The 25209-nt window shown below is 40.0% G+C and carries 21 protein-coding genes and 1 pseudogene; 21 read left to right on the top strand and 1 reads right to left on the bottom strand.

Translation table 11 applies throughout. The features are described from left to right. Positions 1–224 precede the first annotated feature (224 nt). From QUF86_RS28250 to QUF86_RS28300, 11 genes are all read left to right on the top strand, one after another. Positions 225–1775 carry a primase C-terminal domain-containing protein gene (locus tag QUF86_RS28250; RefSeq protein ID WP_289336464.1) on the top strand — a complete coding sequence of 517 codons (1551 nt, stop codon included), beginning with the start codon at positions 225–227 and terminating at the stop codon, positions 1773–1775. Positions 1776–2965: 1190 nt separating this feature from the next. Beyond that, on the top strand, positions 2966–3739 hold the full coding sequence (locus QUF86_RS28255) for a hypothetical protein (protein ID WP_289336465.1): 774 nt from the start codon (positions 2966–2968) through the stop codon (positions 3737–3739). Next, positions 3720–5693, top strand: coding sequence for a type IV secretion system DNA-binding domain-containing protein (locus tag QUF86_RS28260; RefSeq protein WP_289336466.1), 1974 nt, complete (start codon positions 3720–3722; stop codon positions 5691–5693). Before QUF86_RS28255 ends, QUF86_RS28260 begins: the two co-directional genes overlap by 20 nt. After that, entirely contained in the window at positions 5680–6759 is a 1080-nt protein-coding gene (locus QUF86_RS28265) for a conjugal transfer protein (protein WP_289336467.1), read from the top strand. Before QUF86_RS28260 ends, QUF86_RS28265 begins: the two co-directional genes overlap by 14 nt. Positions 6760–6764: 5 nt before the next feature. Then, positions 6765–6995, top strand: coding sequence for a TcpD family membrane protein (locus tag QUF86_RS28270; RefSeq protein ID WP_016236199.1), 231 nt, complete (start codon positions 6765–6767; stop codon positions 6993–6995). Then, positions 6992–7381 carry a TcpE family conjugal transfer membrane protein gene (locus QUF86_RS28275; RefSeq protein WP_289336468.1) on the top strand — a complete coding sequence of 130 codons (390 nt, stop codon included), beginning with the start codon at positions 6992–6994 and terminating at the stop codon, positions 7379–7381. The genes QUF86_RS28270 and QUF86_RS28275 overlap by 4 nt, the downstream gene beginning before the upstream one ends. Positions 7382–7393: 12 nt before the next feature. Further along, complete coding sequence (locus QUF86_RS28280) at positions 7394–9844, top strand: ATP-binding protein (RefSeq protein WP_289336469.1); 2451 nt, start codon at positions 7394–7396, stop codon at positions 9842–9844. Beyond that, positions 9841–10275 (top strand): hypothetical protein, encoded by a 435-nt coding sequence (locus tag QUF86_RS28285; protein WP_289336470.1) that lies wholly within the window; start codon positions 9841–9843, stop codon positions 10273–10275. The genes QUF86_RS28280 and QUF86_RS28285 overlap by 4 nt, the downstream gene beginning before the upstream one ends. Positions 10276–10286: 11 nt before the next feature. Next, the gene (locus tag QUF86_RS28290) at positions 10287–12335 is read left to right on the top strand and encodes a CD3337/EF1877 family mobilome membrane protein (protein ID WP_289336471.1); all 2049 of its coding nucleotides are present in this window, start codon (positions 10287–10289) and stop codon (positions 12333–12335) included. Positions 12336–12427: 92 nt separating this feature from the next. Next, positions 12428–13462 carry a bifunctional lytic transglycosylase/C40 family peptidase gene (locus tag QUF86_RS28295; protein WP_289336472.1) on the top strand — a complete coding sequence of 345 codons (1035 nt, stop codon included), beginning with the start codon at positions 12428–12430 and terminating at the stop codon, positions 13460–13462. Positions 13463–13479: 17 nt separating this feature from the next. Continuing rightward, complete coding sequence (locus QUF86_RS28300; protein ID WP_289336473.1) at positions 13480–14013, top strand: hypothetical protein; 534 nt, start codon at positions 13480–13482, stop codon at positions 14011–14013. Between the two features lie 277 nt (positions 14014–14290). On the opposite strand, the gene QUF86_RS28305 is transcribed toward QUF86_RS28300, so the two are convergent. Continuing rightward, a complete protein-coding gene (locus QUF86_RS28305) occupies positions 14291–14998 on the bottom strand; it encodes a cytochrome c biogenesis CcdA family protein (protein WP_289336474.1) in 708 nt (235 codons plus the stop codon). A 423-nt stretch (positions 14999–15421) separates the two neighbouring features. On the opposite strand from QUF86_RS28305, the pseudogene QUF86_RS28310 reads away from it, so the two are divergent. The 10 genes and pseudogenes from QUF86_RS28310 to QUF86_RS28355 all read left to right on the top strand — a co-directional run. Beyond that, positions 15422–16477: pseudogene (locus QUF86_RS28310) on the top strand (IS110 family RNA-guided transposase); the annotation flags it as partial. 787 nt (positions 16478–17264) lie between these two features. Then, positions 17265–17453, top strand: coding sequence for a hypothetical protein (locus QUF86_RS28315; RefSeq protein ID WP_289318596.1), 189 nt, complete (start codon positions 17265–17267; stop codon positions 17451–17453). A gap of 11 nt (positions 17454–17464) precedes the next feature. Beyond that, positions 17465–17725 carry a spore coat protein gene (locus QUF86_RS28320; protein ID WP_289318597.1) on the top strand — a complete coding sequence of 87 codons (261 nt, stop codon included), beginning with the start codon at positions 17465–17467 and terminating at the stop codon, positions 17723–17725. A gap of 97 nt (positions 17726–17822) precedes the next feature. After that, on the top strand, positions 17823–18680 hold the full coding sequence (locus QUF86_RS28325; protein WP_483313969.1) for a cupin domain-containing protein: 858 nt from the start codon (positions 17823–17825) through the stop codon (positions 18678–18680). Between the two features lie 364 nt (positions 18681–19044). After that, positions 19045–19317, top strand: coding sequence for a histidine phosphatase family protein (locus QUF86_RS28330; protein WP_289336475.1), 273 nt, complete (start codon positions 19045–19047; stop codon positions 19315–19317). Positions 19318–19568: 251 nt separating this feature from the next. Further along, entirely contained in the window at positions 19569–19871 is a 303-nt protein-coding gene (locus QUF86_RS28335; RefSeq protein WP_056519639.1) for an ArsR/SmtB family transcription factor, read from the top strand. 210 nt (positions 19872–20081) lie between these two features. Then, complete coding sequence (locus QUF86_RS28340) at positions 20082–21941, top strand: sigma-54-dependent Fis family transcriptional regulator (protein ID WP_161923006.1); 1860 nt, start codon at positions 20082–20084, stop codon at positions 21939–21941. A 207-nt stretch (positions 21942–22148) separates the two neighbouring features. Continuing rightward, positions 22149–22547, top strand: coding sequence for a hypothetical protein (locus tag QUF86_RS28345; protein WP_056519646.1), 399 nt, complete (start codon positions 22149–22151; stop codon positions 22545–22547). 4 nt (positions 22548–22551) lie between these two features. Next, positions 22552–23415, top strand: coding sequence for an alpha/beta fold hydrolase (locus tag QUF86_RS28350; protein WP_161923007.1), 864 nt, complete (start codon positions 22552–22554; stop codon positions 23413–23415). A gap of 241 nt (positions 23416–23656) precedes the next feature. After that, entirely contained in the window at positions 23657–25066 is a 1410-nt protein-coding gene (locus QUF86_RS28355; protein ID WP_289336508.1) for an NAD-dependent succinate-semialdehyde dehydrogenase, read from the top strand. The last annotated feature ends 143 nt before the right edge of the window (positions 25067–25209 follow it).

The raw sequence follows: 25209 nt of genomic DNA on the forward strand, positions 1-25209 counted from the left end.
GAACCTGCATAATAAAAAATTTTGATATTTTTTTCAATCCCTTGGGGCTCTAAGCCTCAGGGTCCTTTTTATTTTTGGTGCATTTCCCTTAGAGAGCACCCTTTTTCAAAAGTCGAGTTCGATATACTTTATTCAACAAAAAGTTCCATGTAAGAAGTGGAAATCGGTCCAATTTTTTTAACTTTAGCTGTTTGTATTCAAGTATTAGAAGGAAGGTGCGAATCATGGGAACTCCATTGGCAGAAAATCATAAGAGAGGCCTTCATTCAATCGTTGAAATTATGCGATTTATGACCCATGATGGCTTGCTTCTATACAAAAAAAAGGGTACACGCCAACCTATAAACAGGATAGTGGCATACGAGAAGACCATGAGCGAATCCAAGAATCGTAAAGGCGTGGTTTTTGTATCGCCGTCCAAGGCAGAACTTGTGGAGGGAAAAGGCTTCGTCGTGACCTCTTACGAAACGCTTCAGGAAAAGTATCAAAACCTCTCACACTGGACACCCAATACCTACCGAGGTGGTACATACTATGATTTCAAAAACCGCATCATCAAGGGGCATCAGCGTGAAAACCTTAAACAAATCCATGTCATAGGACTTGATATAGATTCGAAGGAAGTGGATCTGTACGCCCTTTATCTTGGATGTGAGGAATTGGGATTGCCAAGGCCAAATCTCCTGCTGGAAACGCCAAGGGGATTCCAGGTCTTCTTTGTCCTGGAAACTCCCTTCCACATAAACAAAAAACACGATTACAAGGCTTTAAGAGTGGCCGAGCGTCTGTCAGAAAATATTCGAAAAGCGCTTAAGAAATATGTACCGGTCGATACCGGATGTATCCCTTTCGGCTTCTACCGCATCCCAAGAGAAGACAATGTACTGGATTTCTATGACCGACCTGCCAATACAAGCCTGTTGCTTACCTGGTCCAAACAGTATGAAGAGCAGGAGAATAGGGACTTCCTGCGTGTGGTCTACAACAAGAATGCAACAGCAATCGATCAGACCTCTTCGGACTGGTATCGTGCGCTTATTCGAGCTACACACATCGAGGAGGGGCATTACGCATCCAGCCGCAATAATGCGCTCATGACACTTGCACTTGCCAATTATACAAGTGATAAGACAATCGAAGAAGCTTATGATGAACTTGATCAATTCAACAGTAACCTGGAACAGCCCCTTAAGAAAAGAGAATTCGAACGAATCCTGAAGAGTGCTTATTCAGGAAAATATAAGGGCGTAAAGCGTTCATATGTGGAAGACTTACTCGAGCTTTGGACAGATGGACAAGCTAAATTCAAGGGAAGGGAAGGGTGGTATAAATTCAAAAAGCCTCGGGAAGAACGAGTGCGTTCCCATTATAAGGAGTGGGAAGAGGATATCATTGCCTATCTGGATACCCATACAAGCCCTGAAACGCCGTTTTTGGAGGCTTCTTTGAAAAACCTTGCTGAAATCTTTGGGATGCCCCTCTCCACGCTTAAAGAGGTCTGCAAGCAATCTAGTAAACTCAAAAAGTTTACGATAGGCCGCGGACGCGGGGCAGTCACCAAACTGGCCAGCCGTTCCATGCTATTCAGGAGCTTGTTGGTATTACGTAGGAATCACATTCGCCAAGCCCAGCTGACTTTTGCCGAATTGCTGCCCGTTCCGAATCAATTTACTGCTGCCCTTCCATTACCCACATTGGAAGCCGAATTGTTGACTCATGAAGTGGACATAATATATAGTTCCGGAGCTTCTCCGCCGGATAAGTTGACTTCTTGAAAATAATAAGCCAATCTGCCAGTACATATCTATAGTATCCTTCTTGTGGGGTCTTTAAGAATTACTGCTCATCCTTATCCTTAGTGTTTTTAAGGGGGCTTGGGTGTTAAAGTTGCTGATCACTCTTATTTACTTAATTTGATTCCGGGCATGTACTGGTTGTTTGCATGGTTAGAAACTGAATTTTGTGGGGAGAGTAGTAGACGTCAGGTTAACTGTTAGTTATTTATTTTTATTCATTATTTAATACATATAGGGGATGTTAGTTTGTGGGTTTTTTGGGATTTCAAAAGGTGATCTTATATTTTCAGGAATCTTTAATTGCTTTCATCATGAAACTTAAATTCGGTATCTTTAGTCCTTATTGTGTTTTATGAGCAGGTGATTTTCGTATTAGATTTTACGTCTGTGTAGGTGATAATACACAAGTTAACATCCAAAAATATGGTAATTTTTAATCAATTATCTTTACAATCATTGCCAAACAAATGTACGTCTAGTAGACTAAAAATAAGTAAAAAAATAGCAAATGATATAGATTCCTATACGTAAATGGAAGGGTAATGAATGTCTTTATTATTTGCGGTCTTAAAATGACGACCACCCCAATCGCACAAGGGCTGAATACCCCCTATTTATTCTCGGTTCCCGCAGAAGACCTCGCCTATACTACGTAAACATAGCCGAGGTCTTCTGCTACTCAAATAAAGGCGGAGGTATTCAAAGTGTGATTGGGGTGGTCAGGTTAGATTTTAGATAATGGGGAGGAGTGATAGTTAGGTAGTTGAAGAGATAAGAATTAAGTTCAAGTGATTTAGTTCAAGGTCAAATATCAAGTTCAAGAATAAAAAAGTTCAAGATCTATTTCAAGGTCAAGGGAATAAGAAAGTGGAGAAATGGTAGGAATGGGAGATTAATGTAGAGGGTTTAACAAGGGCAATATTATTTTAAAGGATTGTATAAACATACATTTTTAATCCATTCTTATTGTGGTTGTTGACTAAATAAGAGCTTAACTGTGTTATGGATTTTTCTTAGATGTAGTGTTTTGGCTGGGCTTGAAAATACTTCAATCATTTATTTTATTAGTTGTGGTTTTACTTGGGGTTTTATTTATGAAAATAATAACTATTTTGGTAAACTTTAAGAGGGAGAGTGGTTCCTATATTTTCTAGAAGAGGATGATATTTTTGGTATTGCTAAAGTACACGTCGTTGAAAGAGAAAGATTTGGAGTATTTATCGTTTATTTTGAGGAATGGTATGGTGACGGCCAAACAAATCATGTTGAAATTCAGGGAGCCAAACATTCACCGTGTTTATCGCAGGCTACGAAAATTAGAAGGCCAAAAGTTTGTCAAGCATGAACGCATTGCACATAAAGTAGGGGTTTATCTTGGAACGATTGAGGCCAGGAAAATAACGAATGTCAATGTAACCGTTCCAAATAAGGCAACGATCTACACCATGCAGCATGACCTTCTTATTACCGACTTGATCCTTTTTTACGAACTACAATCGGAAAAGCAGGCCGTTGACTTTAAATATCGGACAGAGAGAGAAATTCGTTTTTCTATGATAGGAGAAGGAGATAATCGAAGTAAATTGAAGGCCTACAATGATAATCGAGACCGAATTCCAGATGCTGTTTTCTTTTTTAAAGGAACGGATGGGAATGTGACTACCACTTGGGTTGAGCTGGAATTGAACAAGAAAGATCGTAAGCGCTATGATTACAAGTTTAAAATGTTTGATGACATGCTTTCCGGTGTACGACAGGACCATCAGCTATACTCCTACGATCAGGTGATCTATTTTGCGAATGATGTAAAAATTCATAATGTGATCAATCAGGCCAAACAGGGGTTGATTAATGCCAGCAAGATTACTGTGCGTAATGTACCTTCTATCATTTTGGAAGAACGTTGGGAAGAGGTGTTGCCGGTTGGAACCGAAGCAGACTGAAACCGATCAGATCGTTGGCGATCTAGTGATTTATGGATTAATCGGCATAATTGCAGTCTTGTTTTTTCTTCCGGCCATGCTTGGAATACTGATTTTTGCGATTCTTACCCTCTTTAAGCGGGATTGGATCTCCTACGTTATCCTTGCAGCCGGGTTCATCCTTTTGTTTTGGCAATTTAAAACAGGGCGACTCCTCAGTTATTTTGGATTGATTTCAGACATGAACATTCCTTATATGTCAGATGTTTTGGAAAGATTCCTCAATCAGGGGGATACCATTGCCGTGACCAGTACTTCCTATCTTGTTTTACTCGGTTTAGCTTTTCTCTTCTCATTTGGATTTTTTATCTTCGCCAAATACTTTTGGAAAAAGCAAGTGACCACCAAATCTGGTGAGGTGAAGAAGCAAAAGGAAGAGCAGAAATATAAGGCTTTCCGCAAAAAACGAGTGAAGTTCTTGAATAAGAAGCAGAAACAGTACCGACATAAACCGTCCAAAGAAGTGTTTGTCGGGTACTCCGATTTTAAAGAGCGTGTAACGCTTCATTCAAAAGAGCTCAATTATCACATGCTAGCAACAGGAGGAACCGGTACTGGAAAGACTACGTTGATTGCCTCCCTAATGGAAGCGGCTTTGCAACAGGAAAAACCGGTTATTTTCATGGATGGGAAGGGCGAAAGAAAGTCGATGCTTGAATTTAAGGCCTTGTGCGAGGCCTATGGCAGGAAGGTGTATCTATTTTCCGAAATGGACGATCTCACGTACAATCCGATCAAGAATGGTACCCCAACCGAAACACGGGATAAGCTCATGTCACTTTTTAGCTTTTCGAATGAAGGGGATGGGGCTTACTATACCGATATTGCTTCCCGTTATTTGCAATTGGTCGTCAAGTTGATTGATGAGGCAGGGGTTCCAAGGGACATCAAGACGATTGTGGAATTAACCAATTATAAAAACATGAGCGAATTTTTCAGGGAACATAGCAGCCAAGTAGAAATTGAGGAAGAGTTCGAGGTTGAAGTAGAGGAAGACGTCATGGTCGAAAGGCAGGCGTCATCTCCAACGGATGACGATTTAAGCGGTTTTATAGCCAATGCAGAACCAAAGAAAGAAACGGTCAAAAAAATGGTGATAGAAAAGCGGAAGCGATACGTCACAAAGCTTGAAGAGGGCATGCAGCGTATAAAAAAGGTGTTAGATAATGAATTTCCGGAAGAAATTGTGGAGGGATGCCTGACACGATTGAAAATGCAGCTGGGGGAGCTCCTAGAATCCGATCTTGGTCATTTATTTGTAGAAAGGGAGAACGGCATTGATCTTCAAAAAATTACGGATCATAACGACGTCGTCATTTTCAGCATTTCCGGCAGCCGATATGCCGAATACATTAAAAAGATTGGAAAAATGATTATTTTGGATGTAAATAGTTTGGTAGCTTATAGACAAGCCCAAGGGCGTAAATCGATTTTTGGTGTGTATGATGAGTTTTCTGCCTATGGTGACCGCAGGATCGTGGATATCGTCAATAAATCACGTTCTGCTGGCTTTGAATGTATTATCTCCACTCAAACGTTGTCAGATATTGACGCCATTGACCCGATTATGACGGAGCAAATTATTTCCAACTGCAATATTATCGCAACAGGCCGTGTCAATTCCTCAAAAGACGCCGAACGGATAGCCCAAGTTTTTGGTACGTATTCCGACCAGGAAATCACGCAGCAGATTGAAAAAAAATATCCCCGGATCCGTTATGAAGCAACCATGGGAACGGTTCGGGATGTAGAACGGTTCAAGGCGAATCCGAGCGAGATCAAGAATTTGCAAATCGGTGAAATTTTCATCAATCGTAAAATGGTAGAAGAAAATATGGGTGATACCTATTTCCGACGAGTCTATGTTCGAAACGCACTAGAATTAGGGGGGATTCCACCAAATGAAGTTTCTTGATACGCTCAAGCAAGGGGTGAAGAACAATGCAGACCGAGGGCGCAAGAAAGTGATGAAAGATGATAGGCGACTCAAGTCGTCGCGATTTAATGGACGAATGACCTTTAGCTTTATATTTTGGGTTGTACTTTTAGGGGTGATCTTTTTGACCTTTCTATCATGGTCCCGGACAGGCTTTCTGAACGAGAAGGTCAATGGATACCAAGATAAAGCCGCGGCGCAAATCGCGAGCCTGAATGAAGTGGGTTTCGCCAATTCACCGGCTGGTGAAGAGTATTCCCGACAGTTTATTGATACTTATATCAACGTACCCGATGATGAAAAGCAGCGAGAAGAACGATCTAAGGCACTCCAAAGCTTTCTAGCAGAAGGGTTAGAAGTTGGACAGTTGGAAAACCTTTCGGAGTTTAAAGGGAAACGAGTTTTGAAGAGTGCTAGTTTATATGATGTGAAAGATATTTCGGAAGCAGCGGCCAGTTATGTGTATCGTATAGAATATGAACTTTTCAAGAGCGTCGAGAAAAAAGAACAGGTGGAAGTGAAGAAGAAAAACAAAAACGGCAAAGTAGAGGTCGTGAAAGAAGAAAAGACCACTAGGAAAGATGAATCGCTAGGAAAGAAACAGCAAATGATTGTCGTTCGGCTTGGCACAGACGGGAATTTCTTTAACGTAATGGAACAGCCGTATTATCAAGCTCTTCCGAATAATACTCGAATGACGGCCATTACTGATAAAACCGATCAGGCAGACAAGAATACTAAGGTAGAGAGTGAACTTCAGCAGTTCGCGACACAATTTTTCACTTCTTATACGACGAATTCAACTGAGGAAATGTCGTATCTCATGGAAACCCCCGAATCTCTTAAAGACCTATACGAGTATAAGGGCCTGGAAGGCTTTGTGGTCTATGACGGGGAGAGAAAAGGGCAATACATCGTGAAGACGGTGGTCCTCTTACAAGAGGCGAATACGGGGCTACAATCGAAACACCCGTTTACCCTTGTTGTGAGCAAGCAAAATAATAAATTTTATGTTCATGAATTAAAACACACTAAAGGAGGATGATTTTCATGCCAGATATTACAGGTCTTACAGATTACGTGTCGTCCCAGGTCGCGGCGGTCTTGTTCATTGTTATGGTTGTCATGATTGTTCGAGCATTCATATCCCAACGTTGGGGCATGTTCTTCTCTAGCTTTATCTTTGCAGTCGTTTGCTATGTGATTGTCTCTAATCCGGGTGAATTCGAAAGCATGGCCAATGCCATTTGGAATCAAGTGAAAAGTGGAGGGCTTTCATGAGGTCAGCTGCTTATAGCTACCGGAAATTCTTTAAATATCCATTGAAAATTTGGAAAATTGGAAAAAACGAAAAATCCCTCGTCTTTTCCAAAGGGATTGAGATTAGGCAAATCATGGTTGCCCTCGTGCTTTTCAGTGTCTTCTTTCTTTTCAGAGGGAGCATCAACCAAGTCCTTCCAACGACATTGCAGCTGGCTTTTTATGCCGTGTTGCCTTGGATGATCGCAGGCGCGATCTGTCGAAGCAAATTGGATGGTAAACGGCTTGATCGTTTCTTTATTGGGTACTTCCGATATTTGTATACGAAACGATTTAGTTACAGCAGCCATAAACCTGTTTATCAACCACAGGTGAAGAAAGCACAGTCATACGAGCGATTCCAATAAGGGGGTGATCCCGTGATCCAATTTCCGATTCATTCTTATAAAGATAATGTGATCTATACGCATGAGATGGAGGCTTGGTCTTATTATCGGGTACATGAGAATACAGTAGGCGTGAATGAACAGGAAGCTGAAAATAATCTGGTGAACCGACTTCAAAGGCTCGCTTGGCAAATGGCTGCCTTTGAGGAGATTGACTATAAAATCGTTCCGATACCTGTTGATATTGATAAGCGTATGGAAAGCCTGCAACAACAATATGAAGGGAAATATGCAGAAACAGGAAAATACTATGCGGAACGGGCAAAAGAAATCTTGCGTGAAGAAGCTAGAAATGTCGTGGAATACAAATTTTTCATAGGCGTGAAGCTAAAGAAAAGGGAGCTGGATGAAAGTATCATCCGCACGTTTACTTCATCCTTTAAGAGCATGAACCGTTATTTGCAAAAGCTTGCTGGTTTTGGAGGGCATGAGGTGGACGATCTTACAGCCAGTATGTTCGAGGAATCTGAGGAAGATGCTTATACGACCTTGAATCATTATCTAGGGGCCTTCAGGGTGAAAGAGAAGGAATTACGTTATATCATCCGACATCAGTTCGTAAGGGGCCAGCAACAGCCTGACGGTGACGGAAGTGTCTACAGCCTTACGGAAGGCATTCTCGATCCAGGGAGAGCCGGGTATCTCCATATTAGTCAACTGGATGATGAATCATGGTGTGCTTTCCTTCCTGTTTCAGAATTTCCGGTCGATTTAAGCCATAAGGAGTGGGCTTACTTTTTTCAGTCCTATCATTTCCCGGTAGAAGTCAATATGCGGACCGTTTACAAAAGGAAAAAAGAGGATGAGAACCAAACCAATACCATCAAAAAGAGATTTCGCGATCAGGACTCTCAATTGATTGAAGCGAATGAGGATGACGACAGTTTAATCAATACGGGACGTGAGCTCCTGCATGAACTGGAAAATGAAATTAAAAACCAAGGAAAACCACTTCTTAGAACGCACATCCATTTTGTTGTATATGGTCCAACTAAAGAAGAAGTCCGAAAACGAGCCAGAAGGCTCAAATCAGATTTTAAGGATCAGCAAATTGAACTTGTGCAGCCACTTGCCGACCAACTCCTTTTATTCCATCAATCGTTACCAGCAGCCAAAATTATAGCAGGGGATTGGGAGCAGATCCTTACGCCTGAATCCTTTGCCGAATCCCTTTTCTCCCTTACACGAAAAATCGGAAATACGGTGGGATTCTATCTCGGTAAGAATTTATCGCATGATGGGGAAAGCATGGAAAGCTCTCCCTCTCTCGTCTTTTACCATCCGTTCCTAGCCCACTTGGGTTTAAAGGGGTCCAAATATTCCTCCCCGCATGTGACCATCTCAGGACCGACAGGGATGGGGAAATCATATTTACTAAAAGATATCTTATTAAATGCCGTTTTTTTCGGAGCGAAAGTCCTGATGACGGACCCGAAGGACGAGGTGGAAAAGAAATTCAAGCAAGCCCTTACGCCTGAAATGAAGCGTACCGCCCCCTTCTTTCAAGAATTAATTGAGAGTTTCAACTATATCACTCTATCAAGCGAGAAGAAGGATGCTGGAAAGCTTGATCCACTTACCTTCCTTGAAGGGGAAGAGGCGCAGGATGCAGCCGTTAGCGTGCTTGAATACTTATCGGAGCTTCAATCCAATGAAAGGAATGTGAAAACGGCCATTTATAAGGGGGTTCGTCATGTCCTTCAACAGGAAGAGAAGCCAGGCCTCCTGAAAGTCGTACATTATTTGCAGGCAGCCGAGGATCAAGACATTAAAAATGTGGGCGATCTACTTTATGAGATTGGAACAAACGGGGTTGCAAAACTGATGTTTTCAGAAGGTGATGTTGTCGGAATCAGTCTTGATGAACAAGTGAATATCTTGCAGATTCAAAACTTAAATCTGCCGGACGAAGGCGAAAGGGCGGCCACGAGGGATGAACACATTGCCGTTGCCCTCATGCAGCCACTGGCCAAGTTCGCAACGAAATTCGCGCGGGATGATTCGGTCGTCAAGATGACGGTGTTTGAGGAAGCATGGATGCTCATGAATACGGGAGCCGGGGACCGCCTGATCAATGAATTGCTTCGTACAGGTCGTTCCTTACGTTCCGCCGTTTATATCGTCACACAGTCTACGTATGAATACAACAAACCACAGATCAAAGAGAATATTGGCACGAAGTTTGCCTTTAAAGCGAAAACAACCGAAGAAGCTGGAAACATCATTGAATTCCTCGGGATGGAAGATAACAAGGCCAACCGGGATATGTTGAAAAACCTTTCGGAAGGTCAATGCATTATTGAGGATATGTACGGGCGGACGGCCAAGATTCAGACGGATGTATTGTTTGATGAGTGGATCAGTGCCTTCAATACAAAAGAAAGTGATCGTGGTAGAGCAGAGACCGAGGAGGCGTTCATGTGAAAAGATTATTCATCTCTTTTATAGCCATATTGGCACTTTTAACCGGTTGTAATCAAAGCGCATCAACTTCTGAAGATATTTCAAAACTAGCTTACGAGTGGGAAAAAGCAAATTTTGATCGGGATTATGATCGTGAGCAAGAGTTGCTTTATGAGGAAGAGTCTTATGAAATTCATAAAACTACAAAACAAAAAGAGTCCGGAATAAAGTATGAAGATATTCGCTATGAAATCTATTTCGATGAAGATTTAGAACGGTATTATGTTTTTACCGATTTTAAAAATCCGAATGGTGAAAATTCAGTAAAGGATAATATTGTCCTTCGTAAAAAAGGTGATGAATGGAAAGTTGATACCAGCGAAAGCTTGGATATCGTCCGTGAAGAAATATCAGAGAAGTTTGACCGGGAAGCGTGCATTAACTGTAAATAAGGAGGGATTGGATGCAAACCCTTAAACAAGGCTTAGGCTTTTGTTTAGTGTTGTTGGTTCTTCTCTTGCCAACGTCTTCCATTGCAGAAGATGCGGCCCCTACGGTTCAGAAAAAGGAAGAAACAGTGGGACGTGTGACTTTGGAAAGCAAGGAATATCCACTCTATCATTATCAAATGGAAGCTGATATCGGCGACGGTATCACGGAAGCTGGCGATAATGCGCTACATGCCATTAATCAAGGAATGTGGGGATTTAATAAAACGATTGCTAGTTTTACTTTATATTCGGTTAACCAGCTGATGTCCTTTGATTTAATTAGCAATATTGTGGATGAAGCTGGAATTATGAGCGAACGAATCTATGAGATTATGTCTGGAACGTTTTTATCCTTGTTTGTCATTTTAGTTGGAGGAACAGCTGCCTGGCGTTACCTTGTAAATCAACAAGTCGGCCATGCGGTGAAATCAATCCTTGGAGCTATTTCTATCACGGTTATTACTTTTTGGTTTTATTCAGATACAACCGGAAACATTAAATGGCTGAATGATCGGGGGGCGGAGCTTGAAGGGATTGCAAGCTCTGCAAACGTTTTGGTCAGTTCTGATGAGTTCGACAGCAACGCTACCTATGATTCCAATGAAGGAATTGCGGTGTTGGAAAATCAACTTTTTAACTTAATGGTGAAGCGTCCATATTTACTCTTGAATTATGGCTCAACAAAAGTATCTGATGTATTAAACGAGGATCCAAACCGGGTAAATAAACTTTTGGAAATCAAGCCTCATACGAAAGAAGGAAAAGAGCAAAGAAAGATTATCGTCAGTGATGAGGTTTCCAACTTTGACAACAAACAAATGTCCTCCAGTTTTAGTGGTGAACGGTTCGGATACTTGATTGTTACAATCCTTTCTACCATTGCGCTTTCGATTCCAATCCTGTTATTAGGCATTTTTAAGTTTTTGCTTCAAGTATGGTTCTTGGCATTAGTCATATTCACAGCCATTCCATTAGTTCTCTCCGTTATCCCTTCTTATAGTGAAACGGCCTTGAATCACGGGAAGAAGCTTGTGGGCGTATTACTTATGAAAGCAGGATTAGTCCTATTGATTGCCGTCATTACCGGACTTGTCACCTTGCTTTACGAATCAGTAAAAGTGACGAATGGTGTTGAAGGGTATGTCTTTGTTGTTTTCCTGATCTGCATGACCATTTGGGGATTATTCAAATACCGTTCCGAAATCTTTGAAGTTGCTTCTGCTGGTATGATTCAAGGTCAACAAGTAGTCGAGAGAGCGACAACCAATACACTTGATAAGATGGGTGATGCTGGTGAATCAGGATTCAAGGGAGCCAAAAGAATGGTCGCCAAAGCTTATAGAGGCCACCAAAATAAAAAGCGTCAAGAAGAATATCAGTCGAGAAAAGAAGGTACGGGCCGAAAGACCTTTACCCATCCACCCATAGCAAACAGTAGAAGGTCAGAACACAGAAAAGTGGTTGGCGAGAATACACCTCAAAAACCAAGTGTAGGGTTACTTGGCCAACAAGCAACTGGAAAGGGCTCGGTAAATACAGCAACGGGTTTGAATACAGGCATGGACAACCGATCAGCATCACGAAATGCGGGAGCTGCGATTGTGGATTTAAAGGATTATAAAAGTGAAAAGGATGAAGGGGCAACAGGCAAAGAACCAGTCAGTGGACAACCTTCACGAATTCCTGAACGTACGGTTTCGGATGCCCGGAAGCCTGGTGAGAACCCTCCGAATTCAACTAGACAAGAAAGTAGAAAACAAGAACAGCCTAAGCATTCTAGGCAACGGACAGATGGGGTACATGCCCCTGGAAATCAACCTTCCCCGCATCGTAATCCAGCTACAAAAATGGAAAGCAAACAAGAAGCAGCAGCTTCAAGAGAACCAGTCAAACACCTAACGCAATGGGAAATTCAAAAGAAGATTGATGCTAGAAAAGCAAAAGTATTACCTTCCATATCCGTTAAACGTTCGGAGGGCAGGAAACCCAAAGCCAAGGAAACCGAAAAGGATCGAGAATGATAATTCGAGAGAAGTGAGTAGTCATGACAGGAATGTTTGTGAACATCCACACCTATTTTTTGTCAGAATCTCTTTTATTGAAAGGAGTTCCTATGCAAGGCGTTTTAAAGAAAGGTGTAAAAGCAGCTGGAACCATTGCCATTCTCAAAAACCCCATCACTTGGATCATTGCAGGCATCCTTCTCCTCCTTACATCGCTTTTCGGATTTGCCTTGTTCATTTCAATCAGCCTGGGTGGTGAGGGGCAGTTTGAATCAGGGATGTCCGGTGAAGGAGCAGGAGGAATAGCGCAGGTGTCTTCTGAAGTCATGCGATACGAGCCGTTAATCCGGAAATATGCGGAACAAAATGGGGTGGGGGAATATGTCGGGCTTATCATGGCCATGATTCAACAGGAGTCTGGTGGACGTGAATTAGATGTGATGCAATCTTCCGAATCAATTGGACTCCCACCCGGTGCCATTACCGACCCGGAGTATTCCATTCAGGTAGGCGTGAAACATTTTGCAGAAGTGATGAAGCAAGCCAAAGGTGATGTAAACCTTGCTTTGCAAAGCTATAACTTTGGAAATGGATTTATTGGATACGCATTGGAGCGTGGAGGCTATTCCAAGGAAGTAGCCATCCAGTTTAGTCATAGTATGGCTGCAAGGGAAGGGTGGAGCCGTTATGGTGATGTGAATTATGTGGACCATGTCATGCAATATTACAACGGTGGAAATGACAGCGTGGTTGTCATGGGGGACGGTTCGCAATCTTTTGATGTAGAGGAAGTTCATAACATAATGAAACAGTACCTCGGCAGACCCTATGTATGGGGAGGCAGGACACCAGCAGCAGGAGGGTTCGACTGCAGTGGGCTGCTGGAATATGCCTTTGCACAGGTTGGCATGGATATGTACGGGACAGCTCAATCGCAGTACAACAAAACAAAGCCGGTTCCTGAAGACCAAATAAAACCGGGTGATCTCGTTTTTTTCTCCACCTATAAGCCCGGTGCTTCGCACGTTGGCATGTATGTGGGGAACGGTCAATTTATCAATGCCAATAGCAGTGGTGGTACTTCTTATTCGGCCGTTGAAGAATGGAAAAAATTATATCCTTTCCTAGGTTTTAGACGGATCTAGAAATGGAGGTGCAGGGCATGGAGTCAACCCAAAAGAAAAATTTCTTGTTTATGATGATAGTATTCGTCATGGCTACTTTGGTCATCATGTATATATTCTCTCTGCGGTCACAGCTGAATGAAGTCAGGGCCAACCAGGGTAACTATGAAGAGCAGATTCAATCCCTATCCTCTATCCAAAACACGGATGCTTTAAAGGTGAATCGCCAGTTTCTTGAAAGTTTTTTCTCTTATCAAACCACTGCCGAACGATATAAAAAAGTTGAACCATTCATGACCGATCAAGGATTCAAAGCGACCCATCCTTCCGGAACGGAACTTCCGGATTCGAATGAGTCCGTCCAATCAGCCATGATAGGACTGAAGCCTTTTGAATACCAGTTATCGAAGACGGAAGCTGAATTTTTTAATGAATTTAAACTCACTACGGAATTTAACAATGTGGCTGCCACCGAAACGGTTATCGTTAAAACTTCGCTCATATTTGTGAAAGATCAAGGCTGGAAGGTGGATGATGTTGAATTTATTGGACAATTAACGGGAGGGAAATAAAAGAGGGATTTTGGCATTCACTTTAAATTCCTATTTAAAAACAACTCTCAACTATAGAATCTGCTACTGGGATTTTGGGTATGAAGTCTCCTCAAAGGAACTTATATGGATTTTATCAATTTGGTTGAATAATCCATATCAGTATAGATAATTCCGATGAATGCCTATTTATCGTCTTCACGACTTCAAAAGGAAACAGCAGTTTGAAAGGTTTAAGTAAATTCGAAAATTAGGAGCATGCTGTAATGGCATGCTCTTTTATATAATCCAGTTAGGTTTATAAGCCTGTATATCCTCCATAAAATTGAGTTAGAAGGGCACTGATTTTAGTCATCATATCAAAGTACAATAATACTCCCATCAAAATCATAAATATGCCACCAAGCATCATTAACATTGCGCTTCTCTTCTTAATGAAGTGCATCTTCTCAATAAATAATGACATGATTAGAAAAGGAACCGAAAAACCCAGAATATAGAAAAGCATATAAAGCATGCCTTTTCCTGGATCTGTCACTCCTAGAGCAATGACACCAGCCAGTATAGGGCCTGTGCAAGGGGTCCATCCTGCTGCAAAACCTATGCCAATTAAGATAGATCCCGTGTATCCTGAAGGCCTCCTTTTAAAGTTCATTTTCTTATCGGAAAGCAAGAAATCAAATTTAAGCATACCGGTTAGCACTAGCCCAAAAAAAACCATGATTACAGCTCCCAGTTGCCTTAGTAAATCTTGATATTCCATAAAAAATGTCCCTACAAAAGAAGTAGATAGCCCCAAAGCTAAAAAGATAATGGAAAATCCCATTAAGAATAAAATAGTATGTATAAACGCTTCCTTTTTAAAAATGCCTTTTTCCTTTTTTAAGTCATTTAAAGAAACCCCGGTAATATAGGAAAGAAAAGCTGGGTACAAAGGGAGTGAGCACGGAGATAAAAACGATAAGAACCCTGCACCAAATGCAAGAAAAAGATTAAGTTGTTCCATAATTTTACCACCTAAAAAGTATTATTTAGTATATGGTTTTATTTCATCCATGTAATTCTCTATATCCCTTTCTGTCATGCTTCCCGTTATCACCTTGGTTACTTAATTGTAAATTAACCTTTTCATGAGATAGGTGGAAACGAATTTATCACGGGAATCTTGAAATGACTGCGGTGAATCCCACAATTCTTTAAATGTACTATAGATTAAATTATCGGAATTAATTTCAGATCCAGTGAGTTTAAAAGCAATATTCTTAGGCATACCTTTATGATTTGAATAGATTTTCGAAAAATAAACCCTAAAATGAAAAAAGAATGGTTTTCAAATGTTAAGGGAGACGTACTGTACTACATATATCCATACAGTCATATTGTGAAACCAAACGTCATTCACTGTGCGTTTAATAAGCTTCAAAGAGTAAATAAACTGGAGGTAACCATTGTGGGAATGGAACCTACAGGCCATTACTGGATTAATCTTTCAAAATGGCTATTTAAACAAGGAATTGAGGTAGTAACGGTAAACCCTCACTTAGTAAAAAGGAATAAAGAAAACCGTGATAATACTCAGTCGAAAAGTGATAAGAAAGATGCCCTGGTTATCGCTGATATGGTGAAGAACGGTTACTACGCCTTTGTCAGGAACACTTCAGAATCATTTGAAATACTTAGGGTCCTTATGTCTAACCGTGATGTGGTAGTTAAACGACTCGTTAGCACTATTAATCAATTAAACCGTTGGGTGGATATTGTCTTTCCCGAACTCAGGCAAGTATTTAAAGACATTACTGGTAAAGGGGCTATCACCACACTTCGTTTATTTCCATCTCCAATGGAACTGCGTTCCCTGAAACCTCATGATGTTGTTTCAGGATGGAAATCAATAATGAAGAGGCAGCCTGGATTAAAGAAAGCTCAATTACTTCTTCAGTTAGCTAGGAAATCTGTCGGCACAAGACAAGCACTTGAAGCGTATAAATTTCATTTGAAACAATTATTAGAGGAGTATGACCTCGCAGTCTTACAACTCGAAAGAGTGGAACAAGAGGTTAAGGATGTATTAAAACAAATACCTTTTGCCAAGAAGCTTCTTGCCATTAAGGGAATTAGTGAAATTTCTTTAGCCGGAATATTAGGTGAAGCAGGAGATCTAAGTGGTTTTTCACACGGTAATTCTTTACTTCGGCACGCTGGGTTGCATCTGGCTGAAGCAAGCTCTGGAAAGTGGAAAGGCCAAATTGTCATAGGGCGATCCAGGCTAAGGCGTTTCCTTTACTTAGCCACCATGAGCCTTGTGATGAATAACACGGAATTTCGAGCCATTCACACCCATAATGTTAAGGTGAAAAAAATGAAGAAAATGAAATCGATTATGAAATTGGTAGGTAAGCTAGCCAGGGTATTTGTTGGAATAGCGCGCAGAAACGAGTCTTATTGTGCAGATAAAGTTCAACCTATAACTGAACTGGTTGCTTAGTTTTAAAGGGGGATTTTTTAATAGGGTTCTCGAAGGGAACCTTCAAAAACTAATTTTCATAGACTTTTTCTTTTTACGAATGTTGGCTTATTCGTAGGATTTCAAATATGTACGGAGTACCAGATTTCTTGAACAAAAGGGCACCGACCCATCAGGATAGCATAACTGGCCTCCACCCCTTGGATAGGCATGACGAAGGAATGATAGGGCAATTGACCCGTTGAGACATGGGAGGGAAAGCCTCCAGGGGCGGCGTGGAGAATGTACATTATATGGTAAAATGTGGAGTGTTGTACAACTCCTTTATTTCACTATGCCTTCACGAAATCTTCATGTCCTGAAATCACTCCATTTAACCGTGAACTTAAATTCAATGGTGATGAAATCCTGCGAATAAGCGAGTATTTGTGAGAAAATCGTATTAAACTGAGGGAGTTCAAGAGTGCGTTTGAATTTTGTTCAACAATTGGGCCAGATTGTTTAGTAACGCTAATGGATATTGTGAAGAAGTACTTAAACTAAAGAAGCAGGTTAATGAGAATAGAACTTCAAAATAATATATTAAAAGGTAATCTGACGTATTTGAATGTGAGTGTGTTGTAATTCATCTCTGCTTATACTTGTTCTCATCTTATTTTTTTTCGATATATATGGACTAAGAAATAAAGTAACGAGACGTTGATTTAGTAAAATTAATGCATTATGTTGAAATTATTGTACGAAAGAGTCAAGTAATGTATGTAATTTTAAAAAAGGGAGAATTTATTAAAGTAAAGGAGGATAAATAATGAACCATAATTTAACTGAACTAGAAGTTGAACACTTACGAAGTTTAATCGGTGGACATGGAAACGTAGCGAAAAAATTGGAAGTTTATGCTCAAAGTTGTACTGATCCAGAGTTAAAAGCTATTTTTGAAAGAGATGCACAAGCAGCAAAACAAGCCCAACAAGATTTAATGTCATATTTAAATTAAGGAGGATTAAAATGTTTCAAGATAAAGAAATGGTCAATGATTATCTGGCTGGCTTAAATGCAAGCTTAACAGGATATGCCCATATCATTGCCCAAACGAATAATTCAGAACTAAGACAGACATTGATTCAAATGAGAAATCAGGATGAGTCCCGTCAACGAACATTATATAGTTTTGCCATTCAAAAGGGCCACTATAAACCAGCTGCTTCAGCTTCAGAAGAGGTAGTACAGCAATTAAGAACCCAATTAATGTCTGAACAACAAAATTAATTTTTTTGAAAGCCGAATTTTGTATTCGGCTTTTTATTTTTAGGATAAAAATAAAACTTATTAAAATTTTTAAAAGGACGTTTCTAAATAGGAGCATATGATAATACATAAATCTGTGAAGGGATTGAGGAAAGTGCATTATACTCCTTATGGGTATCTACATCAAAACCCTTATTATGAAAGCTCGTCATATAATTATGGTGGAAACCCGAATTACTGGACTTATCCTAATGGGACAACTCACGCAAATACATTTGATTCCTATCGTGTTTCTAATGGAAATAGTAGAGGAATGTTAAAAGATTTTGGAGCTAACCCATTTGTCATTAATATTAATGAAGCGACGAAACAAAACAATGCGTATCGTACTGCTTTATGGACAGGAACACATTTACAAGTTACTTTGATGTGCCTCAATATTGGCGAAGATATCGGTTTGGAAATACATCCTAACGTTGATCAATTCTTACGTATTGAACAGGGCAAGGGGATTGTTCAAATGGGCAAGAGTAAAGATAATTTAAACTTTGTAAGAAATGTATATGATGATTCGGCAATCATGATACCTGCTGGAACATGGCATAATCTAACCAATACTGGTAATATTCCGTTAAAACTATACACCATATATGCTCCGCCTAACCACCCATTTGGTACTGTTCATCTTATGAAAGCAGATGCGATGGCTGCGGAACAAGGCAACGGTCATAGCAATGGAAATACCGTTATTTCTGGTAAGACTCCAGATGAATGGGTACGGTATACGGAATTTTTGGTAAATGAAGGATTGGAGGATGTTAAAAGAGGAATAAATGCTACTCATATTCTTCAAGAATTTATTCTAATGGGGGTTCTAGTTGGAAAAGGATATTCTCCAGAAAAAGCATATGAGACAGTGGAAGAATGGGAACAGACAGGGGAATCTAAACTTCTTCAACAAAGCAAAAATATGTAGAAAAAATGTAAAGATAATGGATGGATGTAGATAAAAGATTTTTAAATTTTTAAAGTTTTGCCATTTCGGTGTAACCTTTTTAAATTAGAAGAGATTGTGAAGGAATGTACTTAAACAAACGAAAGACAATAGTGAAAGAGCATTATTATTGTCTTTTATGATATCTTGAAATCGAGTCTTCTGTTAAAGGGCGCGATTCTTTAATAAGAATCGCTTTTCTTAATGAACGAACGGGTGCTTTAGCTTAGGATCGGAGCTGTCTTTAAAAGGCAGCTTTTTCTTTTATCGAGGCAGGTTTGTAAAAGAATGCAGGTACAAAGATTTTTCTGAAACTGAAAAAATTAAAATCATGAGGGAGAGTAAAATGAAAGATATTCATGATGAAAGCACATGGCCCGTTTGGGCTAATGAGACAATAGACATTGTCGAACCAAAGTCCGGAAATATTTTAGTTGTCACTCATTCTGTTATTCTAAAATCTTTACTCATGTATGTGAAAGGAAAATCGATTAAAGATTTATGGGCACCACCATTTATACATGACACAAGCCTTACAATCTTAGAAATAAAAGATGGGATGCATCACTTATTATCGGAGGGTGATGTTTCACACCTGAATAATGTAACGAGTGTTTAGTCTCTACCTCCTGTAATGTGACGTTATGTTAAATAGGCAGAATAAGAAATACGTTTTTCTTGTTCCGCAATAGGGCGCTTTAATTTAATAAAAAGGAGAGCACATATTATACATAACTAATATGTTCTCTCCTTTATCTCTATATTTAAAAGAAATGCATAGTCTTATGTTTCTAATGAATGTTTTTAAACGAGAACCTACAAGATAATAAATGATTTTACATATCGTAAATAATAGATATAATAAGAATCATGAAACCTATTGAAATTTTCAAAGCATTATCAAATGAAACAAGGCTTAAAATGCTAGAATGGCTAAGAGAACCGGAAAAACATTTTTCCCTTCAGGAAGTGGGTGATTTTCGAGATATAGGGGTATGTGTAAGCCAGTTTCACCAAAAATTAAATATTACACAATCAACGGTCTCTCAATATCTTTCCATTTTACAGAAAGCTGGACTTGTAAGTTCCACCCGTATTGGAAAGTGGACATATTATAAAAGAAACGAAGAAAACATCCTTCAACTCGCCGAGTTTATTCGGCAAGACATATAAGAAAATTAGACTGAATTTCTCGCCATTGTGTTGAAAAATTCAGCTTAACCCCTCAAATATATCGACAAATTCAGATATGTTAAAATGTTTAATGAAAGTACTATCAATGATGTAAAGAAGATAATGATGAATAAGTTTGATAAACACCAGGGATATTCATGTATGAATGGATATCAACGAAATTCAGTTTTGAGGAGGGGAACATTTATTATGGCTGACGAGCAATGGAGGCAGTTTGTTCTTGATGGGAACACCGACATCAACGTACGAAAAGAAGTTTTGGAATCGTGGAATAGGTGTAAACAGATGGGTGTTTCTCATGAGAGGGAAAATGTTTTTTCTCATATTCCACAAAGTGATCTTGTAGGAAGACGACAGAAAAACCTCGACCTGATTAATGCTGCGTTGCCAGTTATGAAGGATTTTTGTAAGCGCTTAAAAGGAGGAGGATACCTTCTTTTACTTGCAGATGCAGAAGGATACTTAGTGGAAATGATGGCTGATCACAAATCTCAAAAAATAGCCGACCAGTGTGGAATGTCTGTAGGTGCACGATGGATGGAAGAAAACGTTGGTTCAACAGGGCTATCAATTGCGCTTAGAACACGCACTGCCATGGCTACTTCAGGGAATGAGCATTACTGTTTAGCCCTTCGCGTTTGGGATTGTTCTGCGTGTCCTATTTTTGTTGATGGAGAATACATAGGGGCCTTTGACGTTTGCCGTATGGGTCCTAATAATGATTTGAGAGAGTTATATACACTGGCATTTGCTGGTGCTCATGCTATTAGTGAAAGATACCGATTTCATAAAGCAGAAATCAAAGAGCAAGTTTTATCACACGTATTAACTGAATACGTTCATAAGTTCAACTCCAACACAGGTATTATATCGTTTGATAAACAAGGTATAGAGTTATACAAAAACAAGCCTGCTCATGACTTTTTAAAGTTGTGGGAAGAAAACAACGGTCATTCGGAATCAAGTAAAAAAATGATATTGAGTGGCGTTGAAAAAGGTTCAGTTTCAACCGAAATTGAAGTGAATGAGAAGAAGTTTTTCATCAATTCAGAAGAAATAGTGAAGCGAGGTAAACCATTAGCCAACGTCCTATTTATACATTCCCAAACTAAGGAAACCCTACCAAAAGGTAAAATCAATCAAGATTACTTTGCCTTTTACACTAAAAATACAGCTTTCCAGAAGACCATACAAACAGCTATAAAGGTTTCAAGAAGTGATGCAAGTATTCTTATACAGGGGGAAAGTGGAGTCGGGAAAGACTTTATGGCTCGCTTTATTCACAAGCAAAGCGAAAGAAGGGACCAACCTTACACTGCGATTAATTGTGCAGCCTTGCCTCGAGAACTAATTACTACAGAGTTGTTTGGTTATGAAGGCGGAGCCTTTACAGGTGCAAAACATAAAGGGAGTCAAGGGAAAATTGAAGCGTCGGACAAAGGAACCATATTCTTAGACGAAATAGCAGATTTACCACTTGATTTACAGGCTACTCTTCTTAGAACTTTAGAAGAAAAACAAGTGGTAAGAGTAGGAGGTACTACACCGATTCCAGTTGATGTACGTTTTTTAGCTGCGACAAATAAAAATATTAAAGAACTAATTGAAAAAGGAGAATTTCGAGAGGATCTCTATTATCGGTTAAACGTTTTTAATATAAAAATCCCTTCTTTAAGAGAACGAATTGAAGACGTGGAAAGCATCTTGAATACAATGTTAGGTGAAGCTTGTGAAAAAGCACAACGAAAAACAATCTCTTTCACTCCAGAAGTAATGAATATATTCGAACAACATACATGGCCAGGGAATTTAAGAGAGATGAGGAACGTAATTGAGCGAATTGTTTATCTACATGATGAAGATCACTTCGATTCATTTCATGCACATGAGTTTTTAGGATTGGATCAATCAATAGATAAAATAAGTGAACGTGAATATCTCTCTATCATTCTCAATAAAGCCAACGGTAATCGTGCCCAAGCTGCGAGGGAAATGGGTATCTCCCGCAGTGCTCTTTATCGGAAAATTCAAAAATATAACGTCGAATAAAGTATATATAACTGTTCGTCTGTCCGAACACAGACCGGTCAAATGTACATTTTTAAAATGGGAATCATCAAGCTCATAAAGTAAAAGCCCCATTGCAGACTCCATTTTCACTTTATTTTAAACGTCTAATTAATTGGCACGGTTCTTGCAATATATCAAGTTGAGGACCATGTCCCAATAAAACAAGTAAAGGGAGGCTAATAAAATATGCAAGTAGGATCAAAAGAATGGATGGAAAATTTCCAAGAAGCCGTAAACACAGATCAAGAGTTAAATGTAATAGGTAAATATTGTGTTACAGACTTACTCTTGCAAATCGGTGCAAAGGAATACATAGTCCAAATTAAGCAAGGTAAACTGACTAACTTCTTTGAAAAGGGAGCGTTAGACGGATGGAGTTTTGCGATTAGAGGTAGTTTAGAAGCTTGGGAAAAATTCACTCAGCCAATACCACCTCCAATGTTCCATGAATTATTCGCAGCAGTCTTTCAAGGGAATTTGCAGTTGGAAGGAAATCTTAAGGAACTGTATGCCAATTTGAGGTACATGATCCGTTTCCTGGATGTTACTCGAGAAGTAAAAAACAAGTTAGTTAAAGGAGTGTAATATGATGGGTAAATTTTCTTCTGTTAAAGGTCAATATGTTTATGTTGAAGTAGATGGCATTGAGCACAAGGTTTATTTTGAGGAAAATGGACAAGGTATCCCATTAGTTTGTCAGCATACAGCTGGGGCTGACAGCAGACAATGGCGAGACTTACTTGAAGATTCAAACATTACACAGAATTTTAGGGTGATAGCTTATGATTTACCAAGACACGGTAAATCAGATCCCCCTCATGGTGTGGAATGGTGGAAAGAAGAATACAAGCTTACAACAGATTTTTATCTTCAATTTGTTCTTAATTTCTGTGAGGCTTTGGAGTTAGAAAATCCCATTTTTATGGGAAGCTCTTTTGGCGGACATGCTGCGCTTCAGTTGGCACTTGAGTATCCTGAGTACTTCCGAGCCACCATACCTGTTGAGGGATCCGACCATACACCTGGATTTTATCAGGAATGGTGGAATCATCCCCATACTCACGGTGGAGAAGTTTGTGGATCAGGAGTCTGGGGACTCATGGCTCCACAAAGCCCAGAAAAAGATCGTCGTTTAACATCGTGGTACTATAGCCAAGGGGCTCCAGGTGTATTTAAAGGAGACCTATATTTTTATAGTGTAGATCATGATTTACGTGGAAAGCTCCATCAAATTGACACGAATAAATGTCCAGTATATATGCTGACAGGAGAATATGACTATCTTTCAACACCTGAAGACTCTAAACGTACGTCTGAACAAATACCAGGAGCCAAGTTTGTAGAAATGAAAGGTATTGGTCATTTCCCAATGAGTGAAAACCACGAAGTATTTGTTAAATACTTGGAAGAAGTTCTTCAAGATATCTTAACCAAAGAAAATACTTTAGTATAAAAAATAAAAATAAAGAGGCCATCACAAAGTCTGTTTCAAACGAATCATGACATCATACAGGAGAGACGAAAAGTCTCTCCTGTTATTTTTTCTGTCCTTGCTGTAAAAGGCGCAATATGGGCATTTACGGTTGGAATTTTATTATGTGTCCTGATTTACAGAAGAACCTTCTTTCAAGGAGAAGATTGCGAGCATTTATTTGAAACGAAAAAGGAGAGGAAGCTCAATGCAACATTACAGTATGTACATAAACGGCGAATGGGTTAATACTCATAACGTATTAGAAGTAGATAATCCTGCCACAAAAAAAATCATTGCGACCGTGCCAAACGGCGGGAGAGAGGAAGCAAAAACGGCAGTAGATGCGGCACATAAGGCGTTTTGTACGTGGTCGAAAACGACGGCCTATGAACGTAGTGAATACTTAAAAAGGTGGTTTACTCTCATCAATCAAAACAAAGAGGAAATTGCGAAAACGATGACCATGGAGCAAGGAAAACCATTAAAAGAAGCGCTTGGTGAAGTGCAGTATGCCAACAGTTTTTTAACATGGTATGCAGAGGAAGGAAAGCGTGTATATGGAGAAACGATTCCGGCTGCGCATTCTGATAAACGCCTTCTCGTTCAAAAGCATCCGGTTGGTGTTGTCGCAGCGATTACGCCTTGGAACTTCCCGGCGGCGATGATTACAAGAAAAGTAGCCCCGGCATTAGCAGCAGGTTGTACGGTCGTTGTTAAGCCAGCTGAGTCTACTCCGTTAACTGCGTTGCTTTTAGCAAAATTCGCGCAAGAAGCAGGCATCCCAAAAGGGGTTGTCAATGTCGTTACAGGAGACCCGAAAGAAATCGGAAACGTTTGGCTAGACGATACCCGTGTAAAGAAAATTACGTTTACGGGTTCAACGGAAGTCGGCAAATATTTAATGAGACGCGCAGCGGACACCGTGAAAAAGGTCTCGCTTGAATTGGGCGGTCACGCACCGTTCATTGTGATGGACGATGCCGATGTCGAAAAAGCGGTGGAAGGTGTTATTGAATCAAAATTCCGTAATGCCGGTCAAACATGTATTTGTACAAATCGCATTTATGTGCAAGAAGGGATCGCCGAAACATTTACACAAGAGTTCGTGAAAGCTGTTTCGGAATTAAAAGTAGGCAGCGGTTTAGAAGAAGGGACTGACATCGGTCCGCTCATTAACGACAAAGCAGTAGAAAAAGTACAAAGCCATATCTCTGATGCAGTCGATAAAGGCGCAAAAATATTGGCCGGTGGCAATGCGCTTCGAGAAACGAACGGCTATTACTTTAAACCAACAGTCTTAAGCGGTGTAACAGATGAAATGGTTTGTATGAAAGAAGAAACGTTCGGACCAGTCGCGCCGATTACGACCTTTAAAACGGAAGAAGAAGCGATTGAGCGTGCGAACAATTCTCCTTACGGATTAGCAGCGTATGTATTTACTGAAAACCTTGGACGTGCGTTTCGTGTAAGTGAGGACTTGGAATACGGGATCATTGGTGTAAATGACGGCACTCCGTCTGTTGCACAGGCACCATTTGGTGGATTTAAAGAAAGCGGACTAGGACGTGAAGGCGGCCATTATGGTATTGAGGAGTTTTTGGAAGTGAAATACATTTCCATCGGCATTTAATCGAACATTCTACTTTCGCCGTTGGGGTGATAAAACTTCGGTTCTGTACACATAAGAAGAAATAGAAAAAGGAGCTGGCAACAGCTCGCTCCTTTTCAACGTATTAGGTTCTGGTGTGAAAATAATTCGATAGAAACATAACT

The sequence above is a fragment of the Peribacillus sp. NJ11 genome (genome assembly GCF_030348405.1).
Taxonomy (GTDB): Bacteria; Bacillota; Bacilli; order Bacillales; family DSM-1321; genus Peribacillus.

What these genes read in the sequence shown, in the direction of transcription:
- QUF86_RS28250 (WP_289336464.1), top strand. Translation starts at nt 225, where the DNA reads ATGGGAACTCCATTGGCAGAAAATCATAAGAGAGGCCTTCATTCAATC.
- QUF86_RS28265 (WP_289336467.1), top strand. Translation starts at nt 5,680, where the DNA reads ATGAAGTTTCTTGATACGCTCAAGCAAGGGGTGAAGAACAATGCAGAC.
- QUF86_RS28270 (WP_016236199.1), top strand. Translation starts at nt 6,765, where the DNA reads ATGCCAGATATTACAGGTCTTACAGATTACGTGTCGTCCCAGGTCGCG.
- QUF86_RS28275 (WP_289336468.1), top strand. Translation starts at nt 6,992, where the DNA reads ATGAGGTCAGCTGCTTATAGCTACCGGAAATTCTTTAAATATCCATTG.
- QUF86_RS28290 (WP_289336471.1), top strand. Translation starts at nt 10,287, where the DNA reads ATGCAAACCCTTAAACAAGGCTTAGGCTTTTGTTTAGTGTTGTTGGTT.
- QUF86_RS28295 (WP_289336472.1), top strand. Translation starts at nt 12,428, where the DNA reads ATGCAAGGCGTTTTAAAGAAAGGTGTAAAAGCAGCTGGAACCATTGCC.
- QUF86_RS28300 (WP_289336473.1), top strand. Translation starts at nt 13,480, where the DNA reads ATGGAGTCAACCCAAAAGAAAAATTTCTTGTTTATGATGATAGTATTC.
- QUF86_RS28305 (WP_289336474.1), bottom strand. Translation starts at nt 14,998, where the DNA reads ATGGAACAACTTAATCTTTTTCTTGCATTTGGTGCAGGGTTCTTATCG.
- QUF86_RS28315 (WP_289318596.1), top strand. Translation starts at nt 17,265, where the DNA reads ATGAACCATAATTTAACTGAACTAGAAGTTGAACACTTACGAAGTTTA.
- QUF86_RS28320 (WP_289318597.1), top strand. Translation starts at nt 17,465, where the DNA reads ATGTTTCAAGATAAAGAAATGGTCAATGATTATCTGGCTGGCTTAAAT.
- QUF86_RS28325 (WP_483313969.1), top strand. Translation starts at nt 17,823, where the DNA reads ATGATAATACATAAATCTGTGAAGGGATTGAGGAAAGTGCATTATACT.
- QUF86_RS28330 (WP_289336475.1), top strand. Translation starts at nt 19,045, where the DNA reads ATGAAAGATATTCATGATGAAAGCACATGGCCCGTTTGGGCTAATGAG.
- QUF86_RS28335 (WP_056519639.1), top strand. Translation starts at nt 19,569, where the DNA reads ATGAAACCTATTGAAATTTTCAAAGCATTATCAAATGAAACAAGGCTT.
- QUF86_RS28340 (WP_161923006.1), top strand. Translation starts at nt 20,082, where the DNA reads ATGGCTGACGAGCAATGGAGGCAGTTTGTTCTTGATGGGAACACCGAC.
- QUF86_RS28345 (WP_056519646.1), top strand. Translation starts at nt 22,149, where the DNA reads ATGCAAGTAGGATCAAAAGAATGGATGGAAAATTTCCAAGAAGCCGTA.
- QUF86_RS28350 (WP_161923007.1), top strand. Translation starts at nt 22,552, where the DNA reads ATGGGTAAATTTTCTTCTGTTAAAGGTCAATATGTTTATGTTGAAGTA.
- QUF86_RS28355 (WP_289336508.1), top strand. Translation starts at nt 23,657, where the DNA reads ATGTACATAAACGGCGAATGGGTTAATACTCATAACGTATTAGAAGTA.